The following is a 13,880-nucleotide window of genomic DNA, read 5'->3' as shown; positions in this document are numbered from 1 at the left end:
CCCTCGGAACTGAAAATCGTCGCCCGCGCAGTCCACAAGCCGCCGCAGCAAACGGAAATGATGTTGATTATCGCGCCCGTTGGTCCCGGGTCATAACGCGGCGGCCGGTCGCGCTCATCTCGCCAGCCGGGCGGCCCGCGTCACCAGCAGGCCCGCCAGATGCTCGACGATCCTCTGTGCGACGACGGTTTTGGGCGCGCGCGGCTGAGGATGGCGCCCGGCATCGTCATACAGGATCACCTGGTTATCATCGCCGCCGAGCCCGTCCTGCACAAGATTGCCGACCAGCATCGGCAGGCGCTTGGCGCGCCGCTTGCCTTCGGCGTACGCATCGAGATCGCGGCTTTCAGCCGCGAAGCCGACGCAGAACGGCGCGTCCGGTCGTGCCGCGACTTCGGCGAGGATGTCCGGATTGGGCGTCAGCGTCAAAGTAAGCTCGGCGGACGACTTCTTCACCTTGTGCTCGGCGGCGGACACCGGCCGGTAGTCCGCGACCGCGGCGACGCCGATGAAGACATCGGCACCCGGCAGCGCCGCGGTGACGGCATCGCGCATCTGCAGCGCGCTGCGCACGTCGACGTGATCGACGCCGAGCGGCGCCGGCAGTCCGGTCGGCCCGCTGACGAGCATGACTTCAGCGCCGGCGCGCCGGCAGGCCTGTGCGAGCGCGTAGCCCATCTTGCCGGAACTCGTGTTCGTGATGCCGCGCACCGGATCGATCGCCTCGAAGGTTGGCCCCGCGGTCATCACCACCTTGCGCCCGGCGAGCAGCTTCGGCTGGAAAAAGGCGATCAGGTGCTCGAGCAGTTCGTCGGGCTCGAGCATCCTGCCCATGCCGGTCTCGCCGCAGGCCTGATCTCCGGCGCCCGGACCGACCACCGCGACGCCGTCGGCCGCAAGCTGCGCGACGTTGCGCCGCGTCGCCGGGTGCTCCCACATCTGGCGGTTCATTGCCGGCGCAACAAGCAGCGGACATTCGCGCGCGAGGCACAGCGTCGTCAGCAGGTCGTCGGCAATGCCGTGGACGAGCTTCGCGATGACGTCGGCCGTCGCCGGCGCGATCAGGATCGCGTCGGCGCCGCGCGTCAGGTCGATATGCGCCATGTTGTTGTCGACACGCGGATCCCAAAGATCCGACCACACCGGGTTGCCCGACAGCGCCTGGAAAGTCACCGGCGTGACGAAACGCGCGCCGCCGGCGGTCAGCGCGACGTGCACGTCGGCACCCGCTTTTCCCAGCAGCCGCACGAGTTCCGCCGCCTTGTACGCGGCAACCCCGCCGGTGACGCCAAGCACGATCCGGCGCCCGCTCAATTCGCTCATGGCATATTCCGTATAATTAACGAACACATTCTCACACCCACCACATCACATCATGGCAATCACCGACTGGCCCGAAAACGAGCGCCCGCGCGAAAAACTCCTCACCCGCGGCACGTCCGCGCTGTCCGACGCCGAACTGCTCGCGCTGTTCCTGCGCGTCGGCATGCGGGGAAAAAGCGCAGTCGATCTCGCGCGCGACCTGCTGCAACAGTTCGGCTCGCTGACCCGCCTGTGCGCCGCCTCCGCCGCGGAATTTTCCGCGATCCCGGGCATGGGCCTCGCAAAGTATGCCCAACTGCAGGCGGTCATGGAACTGGCGCGGCGCGCGCTCGCCGAGCAGATGAACGATGCCGACGTGTTCGAGTCGCCGCTTGCCGTACGCAACTGGCTGCGCCTGCGCATCGGCTCGCTGCCGCACGAGGTGTTTCACGTGCTGCTGCTTGATGCGCGCAATCGCCTGATCGAAGCGGTCGAACTGTTCCGCGGCACGCTGACGCAAACCAGCGTCTACCCGCGCGAAGTCGTCAAGCTCGCGCTCGGGCGCAACGCGGCCGCGGTGATTCTCGCCCACAACCACCCCTCGGGCGCCACCGAGCCGAGCCCCGCAGACGAACTGCTGACGCGCAGTCTCAAGCAGGCGCTCGAACTCGTCGATATCCGTGTCCTCGATCACTTCATCGTCACCGCCCATGCGCAGCCTTTGTCGTTCGCCGAACGTGGACTTCTTTGAAATGTGGAGTTGCACCCACTCTCCTTGGAGAAGGTGAAGCGCGAGGGTAGATGGACTCCACATATCCGAGTCACATCCGACGCAGCCAGCCGACGAGATCGCGGCCGTCGAATTGGAACCGTCCGCCTCGCGGCGGCGCGAGCGCATCCGGGAACACCTGAGCGATCGCCTGCCGTTTGAGATCGATGTCGGCCCGGACATAACGCATCGTCGTGTTCAGACAGGCATGTCCCAGCCACTGGCTGATCGTAGCGAAGTCCACGCCGGACTTCAGCAGCGCAACCGCCGTGCTGTGCCGCAGCGAGTGCGGATGGATGCTCTTGTCGCGCATGCTTGGCACGCGCTGCGCTGCGGCAGCGACGTACCGGCGCAGCAGATAGCGCACGCCGAAGCGCGTGAGCGGCCGACCCCGGGCGTTGGTGAAGAGCAGCGCCTCGGCGGGATCACCGTCGGACGCCGGCAATTCGTCGATAAAGGCGCGTAGCAGCTTCGCCGTCGCCGGCCAGATCGGGCACAGCCGCACCTTGTTGCCCTTGCCATGCAGGCGCACCTGGGGCGGCGCATCCAGGCGCACGTCGCGCCGCCGCACGTCCAATGCCTCCTGCACACGCGCGCCGGTGTTGAACATCAGGGCGAACAAGGCGTAGTCGCGCCGGCCCAGAGCGCTGTCCCGGTCGATGCTCTGCAGCACCGCCTCGATCTCGGCGCGCTCCAGGTACTCGATTGGCACCTCCCGCGCGCCGCGCTTGTATGGCAGGCCGATCACCTGCTGCAGCGAACCCAGGTACTCCGGCCGGCGCGTCGCGAGGAAGCGCGCAAAGACATGGATGGCTCCAAGGCGGGCGTTGCGCGTGGCGATCCCGTTGCCACGGTCCGTCTCGAGGAAGTTCAGGAACTTGATCACCCGCTCGGCGGTGAAGTCGGATACCTCCAGGCGCTCGATCGCTCGCTTGGCGTCAGCCGAGGCGAACTGCAGCAACAGCAGCAAGGCGTCCCGGTAGCTACGCACGGTATTCGGGCTCAAGCCGCGCTGCGCCGGCAGGAACTCTTCGAAGAAGCGCACCAGTTCGCGCCCAAGATCGGTTGGCGTGGACGGCTTCATGGTGCATCTCCGTCGATCACGCCCGCGCAGGAGCGCGCGAATCGATCCGACGCCTGCGACACGACCGCCGGCATCCAGCGCAGATAGTAGGCGGTCGAGACGATCGACACATGGCCCATGTAGAGCGCGAGCTTGGGCAGGTTGGACTGTACGTCGGCGTCGGCGTTGTACCAGCGCAGCAACGCCGACGCCGCGAAGCTGTGCCGGAAGTCCTGCACACGCGGACAGCGGCTGGCGCTGTCGTGAATGCCCGCACAGCGCAGCTGGTGCTTGAGGCTGCTGTACAAGCCCTCGCCGGTGTAGGCGCGCGATCCCCGGGTGCACAATAGCGGCGCCGCTGGATGCTCGTCGAGACGGGCCTGTTGCCGCGCCGTAAGATAACGCCGTAACTCGGCCTGCGCGCTGACCGACAGGGGAACCCAGCGCGATTTGTGAAATTTCGACTCCCGGATCCGCAGCACACCGGCGTCCACATCAACGTCGCCCAGCGTCAGGCGAACGAGTTCGCCGCGTCGAAGCCCAGCCGTGTACAGCAGCACGACTGCCAGGCGCATGGCATGCGCCCGCACGGGAGATCGACTCCCCGAGGGTAGCTGCGACACGTAGGCGAGCAGTTGCGCCACCTGCTCGGGTTCGATGATCGTCGGCAACGCGTGCGGCTTCTGGCGCGCCAGCGACTCGCGATCCGGCAGGAAGCAGCCGGGATCGCTGCGCCGGCGGTAGCGGCATAACTTGTACACGGTGTGCTCACGCACGACGCGCGTGCTCGAACTGAGGTGGTGGAACTGCGCGCGCCAGCGCTCGAAGAGGGCCGGATCGAGATCGGCGGCCCCGGCGCGCATGAGGAAGCTGCGCAACTCGCGCAGGATCAGTTCCTCCTTGCGGTAGGCGCGGCCGATGGCGTGGCGACTGCTCAGGTAGGCTGCGACGGCGGCGTCCCAGGCGTCCAGGCAAAGGGCATCATGCATGGTGGCCTCCCTGGCGAAGACCTGCCTCGGGAACCTCGAGGGCGACGCCGCGCAGCATGTCGATGTCCAGCCGCAGGTAGGCACAGGTGCTCTCCAGGCTGTGGTGGCCGAGGAGATCACCGATGGCCTTGACGCCCACGCCCCGCGTGAGCAGCCGCATCGCGAACGTGTGTCGCAGACGATAGACATTGTGGCCCGGCAGTTCCAGGTTGGCCTGCCGAACGCGCTTCTTGAAGATGTCGCCGACCGCATAGCGTTGCAGCGGTCCGCTCGGACAGCGGGCACGCAGGAACAGTTCGGGGTAATCCGTGCCTTGTGCACGGCGTTCATGCGCCAGATAGCCGTGCAGGATCCGCACGGTCTGGGGCGCCAGCGGCAGCAGCAGGTCCGACCGGGTCTTGCACTGCACGACGTGCAGCACGGCCGCATCCCAGTCGATCGAGTCCACGCGAAGCGTTACGACTTCGGATGGTCGCAGACCGTAGTGGGCCATCAAGTGCAGGATGCAGTGATCGCGCCGACCCGCCTTGCTGTGAAGATCGACCGATCGGATCAACGCCTGGACCGTCGACCAGTCGAGCGCCTGGGGTGGCAACTCGCCGCGGTAAGTTCGGGGCGTCTCGATGGCATCGAGCACCCGTCCGATCTCGCCCTGGTCGTGACAGTAGCGCAGGAAGCTCCTCAGATACGCGACCACGTGCTGCAGCGAGTGGCGCGACACCTCGCGGCTGCGCAGCGCGACGTAGCGTTCAATGTCCTCGAGCGTGAGCGCGCGCAACTCCTGGCCAGCCTCGAGGCCGCGCGCCAGGAAATCGGCGACAGTCATCGCATGATGCTGGCAAGATGACACAGACAGCCCGCGCAGGTCCCGCAGGTGCCGCTCGTAGGCGATGCACAGGCTGGCGTGGTGGCCTTCGTTCTCGTCCTTGACCAACCGGCCGCGCGCGAGCAGGAACCGGCGATAGGCACGTTCGGTGGCATGGAATCGATGGAAACGGCTCGGCACCCCTCGGCCGACCGCCACGAAAGCCGTGTGCATGTCTCCCTCACTGCAAGTCGGGTTTCCAAGTCGCGGCAAGACCTGCTCCAGCCGCAGCAGGTGCAGATGGGTGACGAACGGCGTGTAGCGCTCGCCGCCGAGCCACACCGCAAACTCCTTCAACTCCGGCGCGAAGGCCGATCGCGCCAACAGCGCGCGCGTATTACTGGGAAGATCGGTAGCCATGATGTCCCTCCTCGTGCAGTGGATGGACAACGGACGGTACGCGCACGCTGTGGACTTATGCGCAGTTCGCCGACGCCGGCGCGGCGGCGGGAGCCGCGAGGACTCCCGCACTGCACATATCAGAGACGTCCACATTCCGCGAAAAATGTTGTGCTCACCATTTTTCGCCGAACGCGGGTTGCTGTAGCGTGGTCGGGCGAAGCATGGCATGTCCGGACACACAAAAACGGCGAAAGCACCCACCCGACCTTCGCCGCGGTGGTCATGCCCGGCCATACCCTGCGCAAACTCCGCCGGCCCCTCCGTCCACCGGCAGAAGGCCTTGAAATCCTTGACTATCATCGACTCCGCAATTAGAGTGCTCGATTCTTTTGCAAACCCATCAACTGGAGCAACACCATGTACGCGGTGATAAAAACCGGCGGCAAGCAGTATCGCGTCGCGGCCGGCGAAAAGATCAAGGTAGAACAGATACCGGCAGACGTGGGCTCCGAAATCACCATCGACCAAGTTTTCATGGTCGGCGAGGGCGAGTCGGTCAAGATCGGCACCCCGGTGGTTTCCGGCGCCACAGTCACGGCGACCGTGGTGTCCCACGGTCGTCACGACAAAATCAAGATTTTCAAGATGCGCCGCCGCAAGCACTACCAGAAGCACCAGGGGCATCGCCAGAACTACACCGAGCTTCGCATCGAAGCGATCTCGGCCTGAGTCCGGAGGTAATTCGACATGGCACACAAAAAAGCTGGCGGCAGTTCCCGTAACGGCCGCGACTCGGAATCGAAACGCCTCGGCGTCAAGCGCTATGGCGGCCAGTTCGTGCTCGCCGGCAACATTATCGTTCGCCAGCGCGGCACCGAATACCATCCGGGCGAAAACGTCGGCATCGGCAAGGACCACACGTTGTTCGCCCTGAAGGACGGCACCGTGCAGTTCACGATCAAGGGCGCACAACGCCGCCGCACCGTCGTCATCGTGCCCGAAGCCGCCTGAAACCTGGCAGCGTTCCGGTTCGAAAAGCCCTATCCTTGCGGTAGGGCTTTTTTGTTTTTGCCACAGGCACCTCATCATCATGAAGTTCATTGACGAAGCACGCATCGAGGTCATGGCCGGCGACGGCGGTAACGGCTCGGCGTCGTTCCGGCGCGAGAAATTCGTACCACGTGGCGGCCCGGACGGCGGCGACGGCGGCCGCGGCGGCAGCATCTATGCGCTCGCGGACCGCAACCTCAACACGCTCGTCGACTACCGCTTCACGCGCATGCACCGCGCGCAACGCGGCGAGAACGGCGGCAACAAGGACTGCTACGGCAAGGGCGGCGAAGACATCGTGCTGCGCATGCCGGTCGGCACGGTGATCACCGATCTCGAAACCGGCGAACTCGTCGCCGACCTCGACGAGGATGGCAAGCAGGCGATCATCGCGCGCGGCGGCAAGGGGGGCTTGGGCAACCTCCACTTCAAGTCGAGCGTCAACCGCGCGCCGCGCAAGCGCACGATGGGCGAGGAAGGCGAGCGTCGCGCGCTGCGCCTCGAATTGAAGGTGCTGGCCGACGTCGGCCTGCTCGGCATGCCGAACGCCGGCAAGTCGACGTTCATCCGCGCAGTCTCGGCGGCCAAGCCGAAAGTCGCCGACTATCCGTTCACGACGCTCGCGCCCAACCTCGGCGTCGTGCGCACCGACCAGAACCGCAGCTTTGTCATCGCCGACATTCCGGGGCTGATCGAAGGGGCGGCTGAAGGGCATGGTCTCGGCCACCAGTTCCTGCGCCATTTGCAGCGCACGCGCGTGCTGCTGCATCTCGTCGATCTCGCGCCGTTCGATCCCGACGTCGATCCGGTGCGGGACGCCAAGGCGATCGTCGAGGAACTGCGCAAGTACGATGAATCCCTGTACAACAAGCCGCGCTGGCTCGCACTCAACAAGCTCGACCTGATTCCCGAAGACGAACGCGCCGCGCGCGTCGCGGCCTTCCTCGAAGCCTACGGGCCGGTCGAACGCCATTTCGAGATCTCGGCGCTGACCGGCGACGGCTGCAGAAAGCTGGTCTTCGCGATCCAGGATTTCCTTGACGCCGGACGCGCCCAGGCGGAAGCCGAGAAAGCGGCGCGCGCGCATGCGGAAGCGCTCGCCGCGGCCGAAGCCGAAACCCGCGCCGAAGCGGCCTACCAGGCGCGGCTGCAGGCGCTCCTCGCCGAAGACGAGACTGCCAGCCGCGACGGTGAGTGGGACGGAGACGATGTCATCGATGAGCAGGACGCCAACCGCCCCAATCATTAGGAATCTTCAGGAACTTTCCCAGCCCCGTCATGAGAGACAAGATCCGTAACGCGCGCCGCATCGTCGTCAAAGTCGGCAGCGCACTCGTCACGAACAACGGCGCCGGCCTCGACAAAGCGGCGATGGGCGACTGGGCACGCCAGATCGCCGCGCTGCGGGCCGCGGGCAAGCAGGTCGTGCTGGTCTCGTCGGGCGCGATCGCCGCGGGCATGCAGCGCCTGGGATGGCAAAAACGCCCGCACGAAATGCACAAGCTGCAGGCCGCCGCGGCGGTCGGGCAGATGGGCCTCGTCGAAGCCTACGAGGATGCCTTTTCGCGTCACAATCTCCACACTGCGCAGATCCTGCTGACCCACGACGATCTCGCCGACCGCAAGCGCTACCTGAACGCACGCTCGACGCTGACGACGCTGCTCGAACTGGGCGTCGTGCCGATCATCAACGAGAACGACACGATCGTTACCGACGAGATCAAGTTCGGCGACAACGACACGCTCGGCGCGCTGGTCGCGAACCTCATCGAAGCCCATGCGCTGGTGATCCTCACCGACCAGCAAGGCTTGTACACTGCCGATCCGCGTCGCGACCCCAATGCAACGCTCGTCTCCGAAGGCCGTGCCGAGGACAGGTCGTACGAGGCGATGGCGGGCGGCGCCGGCACCGGCATCAGCAGGGGCGGGATGATCACGAAAATTCGTGCCGCCCAGCGTGCGGCGCGAAGCGGTGCGCACACGTGCATCGCCAGCGGCAACGAAGCCGACGCGCTGATCCGCCTCGCGCAGGCCGAACCGCTCGGCACTCTGCTCTACGCGACCAGCTCGCCGCTGCAGGCGCGCAAGCAGTGGCTCGCCGACCACCTGCAACTCGCCGGCGACCTCATCCTCGACGATGGCGCGGTCACCGCGTTGCGCAGCGGGCGCAGCCTGTTGCCCGTGGGTGTCGTCGAGGTCGGGGGCGAATTCGAGCGCGGCGCAGCGGTCGCATGCCGCAGCGCCGCCGGCGAGGAAATCGCGCGCGGTCTCGTCAACTACAGCAGTAGCGAGTGCCGCCGGATCGCGCGCAAATCCAGCACGCAGATCGAAAAGCTGCTCGGCTACATCGACGAACCCGAACTGGTTCACCGCGACAACATGGTGCTGCGATAAGCCGCGCGGCTTCGTGACAGCCTGCATTCATCGACGATGGCGAACGACGTTTCCGCACAGCGCTTCCTGATCCAGATCGCGGACGACCTCTCGTCCGGCGACATCAGTTTCCCGACCTTTCTGGACGCTGCGATGAAGATCCGGATGGCGCTCGACAACCCGATCCTGACCGTCGATGCACTGGCCCGGGTAATCGAGACCGAGCCGCTGGTATCGGCCAAGACCATCCGGCTCGCCAACTCGGCCGCGCTAAACTTTTCCGGAAACGACGTCTGCGATGTCAGGAGTGCCGTGATCCGTGTCGGGTTTTCGGCAATTCGCGCGCTTGCGATTTCCGTCGCAATCGAGCAACTTATGCTCGACAGGGAAATGGCCCCCTATGCCAGCAAAGCGCGCCGACTCTGGGAACACAGCATCGACGTCGCCGCCCTCTCGTTCGTCATCGCACGCAAGCTGACCCGCATCAACCCGCACGAGGCGATGTTCGCCGGCCTCGTGCACGATGTCGGTTACTTCTATCTGCTGTGGCGCGTTGTTGCCCGCTATCCCGGAGTCGCCCACGACGACGACGACCTCTCCCGCATGCTTTCCGAATGGCACGCGGCCGTCGGCCACGCCGTGCTCGGGGCACTCGATGCGCCCGATGCCATTCTCGACGCGATCTCCGGCTGCGAGACGGCGTACGAAGGCGACTCTCCGGCCACACTGGCAAACATCCTCTACCTGGCGAACCGGCTGACCACCCATCCCAATCCGTTTTCGCGGTGCGGGGAAACGCCCGCCACGCAGCCAGCTGCGTCCACTGCAGTCGCGGAAATCATTGCCGAGTCACGCGACGAGCGGAACTCGATCATGTCCGCGCTGGGACAGTAGTTCGCCGGGACTGTCCTGCCGATGAGGGCAGGGCACGAGATAGGCCACGAGATCCGCTCATCAGGTAGCGACCATCGCCGCCCGTTTCCCCTCGTAGCCGGCCATGACGCCGCCGCGGATCAGCTCCCACATCGGGCGAATCAGCGAACGCAGCCCTTCCTTGCTCTGCTCCACGTCCATCATCGACGGCACCCGGGTGCCGCGATGTTCGATCGGCGGCCCGACCTGCACGATACTGAACCCCAGCCGGGACAGATGCGCGGCCAAGCGCGGCTCTGTGATGACGAACACCTTTTCGATGCCGCATTGCTCGGCTAGTGCCATCGTCCCCAGATACAAACCAACCGGGATGAATGGAAAACGCGGGCTGACGCTCGATCCGAAGTCACGGTTTCGCAGCATCATCTCGGTATGCTTTTCACCGCGACGGCGACGGTACATTTGCCTGACCGCGAGCCGGGAAACTTCCGCGATCTTGTGTCGCGGCAGAGTGCGCGAATCGATCGTGTGCTGATCCAGGTTCGCCCAGCAAGCGCTCTCGAACGGGAAAGGATGAGCGGGGTCCTCCGGGCGTGCGAGCACCAACCGGGTGCAGCCGACGAGCGTATGGGATTCGTCCGCCGTACGCAGCAGGCAATGCACGCTGTGACGATCGTATTCGTCGGTTTCATGCCGATCCTCGCGCAGCGGCTCGAACCCGAGGTCTTCGCAGTACACCTCATGGCGAATCGTGAAGACCTGGTCGCGCGTGGATTGATCCAGCGCGGGCAAAATTTCGAAGCGGCTCCCGAATCCCTTGCCCAGGTCAGAATCACAAGAAAACGGTGTGCGCATAATTTTCCCCAGTGCGCTCTTTTCCCCAGTGCGCTCGAATTCGCTGGACCGGCCGATTCTATGATCCGTGCCGCCCTATCCGCGGCGCAGAAAAGGAGCGGGCTCCTTTCACAATCTTGCACTCCCTCTTGGCGCGATGTGCCGTCTGAATCCGCATCATTTAGCGCTCATCGTATCCAGTCGATGAGAAATCGGAAAGCCGTCGAACTGATGGCGATTTTTAGTAACCGGCCTGTCCGCAGCGGGAGCCGGCAGCCGTTCATGGTATCGACAACCTCTTTGTAGTCAAGTCTCAATGCGGATTCAACGGCGCAGCACGTTGATGCTGCCGACGCCCGCCGGACTGCGGGCATACAGCGCGTCCGCGAGACGCGTCTTCGCGGCTTCGACATCCGCGCGCTTCAGTTCGGTGTGCAGCGTGCGCACGGCGCATGAGATGACACCGCGGCGCGTCCCACTGCGCCTCTGGCGACCAAGAGCGAAAACGTGAGAAAGTCTGCATCCGCCGCAGTCCAAGCCAAATACCCACGCTTCCGGCGGCCATCGGGGCCCGGCAGGCGCTCAGCAACGAACGGCGGCAAGCCAACACGCAGGACTTCAGCATGAATCGACCCTCGGCGGCGATGGGTGCCGCAGAAGTGCTACAGATCGTGCGCATGCTCGTCGCCGAGCTTCGTCCGGGGCAGCGGTTGACGCCGGATCTGGACAGCCATCTCGAGCGTGATCTGGGGCTGGACAGTCTTGCACGCGTCGAGTTGCTCACGCGCCTCGAGCACGCTGCCGGAGTCCGCCTGCCCACCGGCACGCTCGCGACCGCCGAGACTCCGCGCCAGCTGCTCGCAGCACTGCGCGCCGCGCATCCCGAACTTGCAGGATTGCGGACCGATATCGTCCTGCCGGAAACGCCCGGCGAGGCAATCGAAGCCCCCGCGCAGGCCGCCACGCTGGTCGAGGTGCTGGAGTGGCACGCCGCGCACTCGCCGCAGCATGTGCATATCCGCCTGCTGCACGACGACGTCGAGATCGCGACGCTGACGCACGACGATCTGCTGCAGGGCGCCCGTCGCATTGCCGCGGGCCTGCAGCAGGGAGGGCTCGCGCCGGGCGAGGCCGTCGCGATCATGCTGCCGACCTCGCTGGAGTTCTTCACGAGCTTTTTCGGCGCCATGCTGGCCGGAGGCGTGCCCGTACCGATGTATCCACCGACGCGCCCGTCGCAGCTCGAAGACCACCTGCGCCGCCAGGCCGGCATTCTCGACAGCTGTCGGGCACCGGTGCTGATCAGCGACGCAGACGTGCGGACTGTCGCGCGGCTGCTCGCCACGCAGTCGCCAAGCCTCAAGCGGGTTGCAACGGTGCAGGAACTGACAGATACCGCCGCCAGCAGCACGTCGGCCGCGGTTCGTACAACGGACCTTGCTCTGCTGCAGTACACGTCGGGCAGCACCGGCAACCCCAAGGGTGTCATGCTCAGCCACGCCAACCTGCTCGCGAACATCCGGGCCTGGAGTCACACGATCGGGATGAGCGCCGACGATGTCACCGTGAGCTGGCTGCCGCTGTATCACGACATGGGCCTGATCGCGGCCTGGCTCGGCAGCCTGTACAACGGCTGCCCGCTGGTGCTGATGTCGCCGCTGGATTTCCTATCGCGGCCGGCGCGCTGGCTGTGGACGATACACCGCTACCGCGGTAGTCTCTCCGCAGGGCCGAATTTCGCCTACGAGCTCGTACTGAAGCATGTCGAAGATGCGGAGCTCGCAGGGCTGGACCTGTCGTGCTGGCGATTTGCCGTCAATGGGGCCGAGCCCGTGAGTCCGGACACGATCGAGCGCTTCAGCGAGCGCTTCGCGCCATACGGCTTGCGCCGCGAGACCCTGACGCCGTCATACGGGCTCGCCGAGAACGCCGTTGGACTGACGGTCCATCTCCCCGGCCGCGGCGCTCGCATCGACCGCATCGCGCGCGAGCCGTTTTTCCGTGACCGCAAGGCGCTTGCGGCAACGGCGAGTGACACGACGACGCTCCGCTTCGTCGGCTGCGGGCAGCCGCTGCCCGGGCATGAGCTTCGCGTCGTGGATCCGGCCGGGACGGAACTCCCCGAGCGCCATGTCGGCCGCCTCGAGTTCCGTGGCCCGTCGGCCACGTCCGGCTATCTGCGCAACCCCGAGGAAACCCGCAAGCTGTGGCACGGAACCTGGCTCGACACCGGCGACCTCGGCTACCTCGCCGACGGTGAGCTGTTCGTCACCGGCCGCGTCAAGGACATGATCATCCGCGGCGGACGCAACCTGTACCCCTACGAGTTGGAGGAAGCGATCGGCACCCTGCCCGGCGTGCGCAGGGGCTGCGTCGCGGTGTTCGGCGCCGCCGACCCCACCACCGCCAGCGAACGACTCGTCGCCGTCGTCGAAACCAGGGCGAAGCAGGACGACGAGCGCGGTACGCTGCAGCACGCGGTCGAAGGCCTCGCCATTGAACTGCTCGGCGTGCCGCTCGACGAGGTCGTGCTGGCGCCGCCGCACAGCGTACTGAAAACATCAAGCGGAAAGATCCGCCGTGTCGCGACGCGCGACCTGTACCTCAGCGGCGTACTGGGCCGGCAGCGCAGCGTACGCATGCAATTGCTGCGTCTCGCGGCGTCGGGACTCACGGAGCGCGCCTCGCGAACGCTGTCTCGCGGCGCGGCGCTGCTGTGGGCGGGCTGGGCGTGGATGGCTCTCGTGCTGCTTGCAGTGCCGGTCTGGCTGGCGGTTGCGGCGCTGCGCCGCCCTGCCGTCGGCTGGCGCATCGGGAGCCACGGAGCGCGGCTGCTCGCACGGCTGGTCGGCATCCGCCTCGACATCCGCGGCCGGGAAAATCTCCCCTTGGACGCTCCCTGCATCGTCGTTGCGAACCACGCAAGCTATCTCGACGGCCTGATCGCAGTCGCCGCGCTCCCGCGAGCCTTCGCGTTCGTCGCGAAGCGCGAACTGCAGGACAATGCGATCGCATATCGCTTCCTGCAGGGACTCGGCGCCGAGTTCGTCGAGCGCTTCGCGGTCCAGGACAGCGTCGACGCCGCCCACCGGCTCGCCACACGGGCGCGCGCAGGGACAGCGCTGTTCTACTTCGCCGAAGGCACCTTCGTCGGACAGCCCGGGCTGCGCGAATTCCGCCTCGGTGCCTTCCTCGCCGCCTGCGAGGCCCGGCTACCCGTGGTGCCGGTAACCATTCGCGGCACACGCACCGTGTTGCCCGACGAGACGTGGCGTCCTCGTCGCGGCCCGATCACGGTATCGATCGCCCCCCCGATCCCGCCGCAGGGCACGGACTGGAGCGCGGCACTCGCGCTTCGCGATGCAACGCGCGCGGAAATCCTCGCCCAGTGCGGCGAGCCCGACGCGACTACGTAAAGGC

General features: G+C 66.0%; 13 protein-coding genes. 7 read left to right on the top strand and 6 right to left on the bottom strand.

Annotated features, from left to right (window positions below; translation table 11 throughout):
• Window positions 1-114: 114 nt before the first annotated feature.
• A complete protein-coding gene (coaBC, locus tag pbN1_RS14730; protein WP_169201879.1) occupies window positions 115-1,323 on the bottom strand; it encodes a bifunctional phosphopantothenoylcysteine decarboxylase/phosphopantothenate--cysteine ligase CoaBC in 1,209 nt (402 codons plus the stop codon).
• A gap of 52 nt (window positions 1,324-1,375) precedes the next feature.
• Between coaBC and radC the strand changes: the two genes are divergently transcribed.
• The gene (gene radC, locus pbN1_RS14725) at window positions 1,376-2,053 is read left to right on the top strand and encodes a RadC family protein (RefSeq protein WP_169201880.1); all 678 of its coding nucleotides are present in this window, start codon (window positions 1,376-1,378) and stop codon (window positions 2,051-2,053) included.
• A gap of 70 nt (window positions 2,054-2,123) precedes the next feature.
• Here the strand turns inward: radC and pbN1_RS14720 are convergent, their stop codons facing one another.
• The 3 genes from pbN1_RS14720 to pbN1_RS14710 are packed head-to-tail and all read right to left on the bottom strand — an operon-like array spanning window position 2,124 to window position 5,348.
• Window positions 2,124-3,155 (bottom strand): tyrosine-type recombinase/integrase, encoded by a 1,032-nt coding sequence (locus pbN1_RS14720; protein ID WP_169201881.1) that lies wholly within the window; start codon window positions 3,153-3,155, stop codon window positions 2,124-2,126.
• The gene (locus pbN1_RS14715) at window positions 3,152-4,123 is read right to left on the bottom strand and encodes a tyrosine-type recombinase/integrase (protein WP_169201882.1); all 972 of its coding nucleotides are present in this window, start codon (window positions 4,121-4,123) and stop codon (window positions 3,152-3,154) included. Before pbN1_RS14715 ends, pbN1_RS14720 begins: the two co-directional genes overlap by 4 nt.
• On the bottom strand, window positions 4,116-5,348 hold the full coding sequence (locus pbN1_RS14710) for a tyrosine-type recombinase/integrase (protein WP_210147515.1): 1,233 nt from the start codon (window positions 5,346-5,348) through the stop codon (window positions 4,116-4,118). The genes pbN1_RS14715 and pbN1_RS14710 overlap by 8 nt, the downstream gene beginning before the upstream one ends.
• 399 nt (window positions 5,349-5,747) lie before the next feature.
• Here pbN1_RS14710 and rplU point away from each other — a divergent pair, with 399 nt between their 5' ends.
• The 5 genes from rplU (at window position 5,748) to pbN1_RS14685 (ending at window position 9,647) form a co-directional block, all read left to right on the top strand.
• Window positions 5,748-6,059 carry a 50S ribosomal protein L21 gene (gene rplU / locus pbN1_RS14705; RefSeq protein ID WP_011236298.1) on the top strand — a complete coding sequence of 104 codons (312 nt, stop codon included), beginning with the start codon at window positions 5,748-5,750 and terminating at the stop codon, window positions 6,057-6,059.
• An 18-nt stretch (window positions 6,060-6,077) separates the two neighbouring features.
• Window positions 6,078-6,341, top strand: a complete 264-nt coding sequence (gene rpmA / locus pbN1_RS14700) for a 50S ribosomal protein L27 (protein ID WP_011236299.1) — start codon at window positions 6,078-6,080, stop codon at window positions 6,339-6,341.
• Between the two features lie 79 nt (window positions 6,342-6,420).
• Window positions 6,421-7,629, top strand: coding sequence for an Obg family GTPase CgtA (gene cgtA / locus pbN1_RS14695; protein ID WP_169201883.1), 1,209 nt, complete (start codon window positions 6,421-6,423; stop codon window positions 7,627-7,629).
• Between the two features lie 29 nt (window positions 7,630-7,658).
• A complete protein-coding gene (gene proB, locus pbN1_RS14690; RefSeq protein WP_169201884.1) occupies window positions 7,659-8,774 on the top strand; it encodes a glutamate 5-kinase in 1,116 nt (371 codons plus the stop codon).
• A 36-nt stretch (window positions 8,775-8,810) separates the two neighbouring features.
• A complete protein-coding gene (locus pbN1_RS14685) occupies window positions 8,811-9,647 on the top strand; it encodes an HDOD domain-containing protein (protein ID WP_280516155.1) in 837 nt (278 codons plus the stop codon).
• A gap of 60 nt (window positions 9,648-9,707) precedes the next feature.
• Here the strand turns inward: pbN1_RS14685 and pbN1_RS14680 are convergent, their stop codons facing one another.
• Both pbN1_RS14680 and pbN1_RS20970 read right to left on the bottom strand, forming a co-directional pair.
• The gene (locus pbN1_RS14680; protein ID WP_169201886.1) at window positions 9,708-10,481 is read right to left on the bottom strand and encodes a PEP-CTERM/exosortase system-associated acyltransferase; all 774 of its coding nucleotides are present in this window, start codon (window positions 10,479-10,481) and stop codon (window positions 9,708-9,710) included.
• 303 nt (window positions 10,482-10,784) lie between these two features.
• Window positions 10,785-10,907, bottom strand: a complete 123-nt coding sequence (locus tag pbN1_RS20970; RefSeq protein WP_280516154.1) for a hypothetical protein — start codon at window positions 10,905-10,907, stop codon at window positions 10,785-10,787.
• A gap of 176 nt (window positions 10,908-11,083) precedes the next feature.
• Between pbN1_RS20970 and pbN1_RS14675 the strand changes: the two genes are divergently transcribed.
• Window positions 11,084-13,876, top strand: coding sequence for an AMP-binding protein (locus tag pbN1_RS14675; protein WP_169201887.1), 2,793 nt, complete (start codon window positions 11,084-11,086; stop codon window positions 13,874-13,876).
• Window positions 13,877-13,880 lie beyond the last annotated feature (4 nt).

Origin of the sequence: Aromatoleum bremense, from assembly GCF_017894365.1 — a bacterium.
GTDB lineage: Bacteria > Pseudomonadota > Gammaproteobacteria > Burkholderiales > Rhodocyclaceae > Aromatoleum > Aromatoleum bremense.
This window is presented reverse-complemented; position numbering and strand designations above follow the sequence as displayed.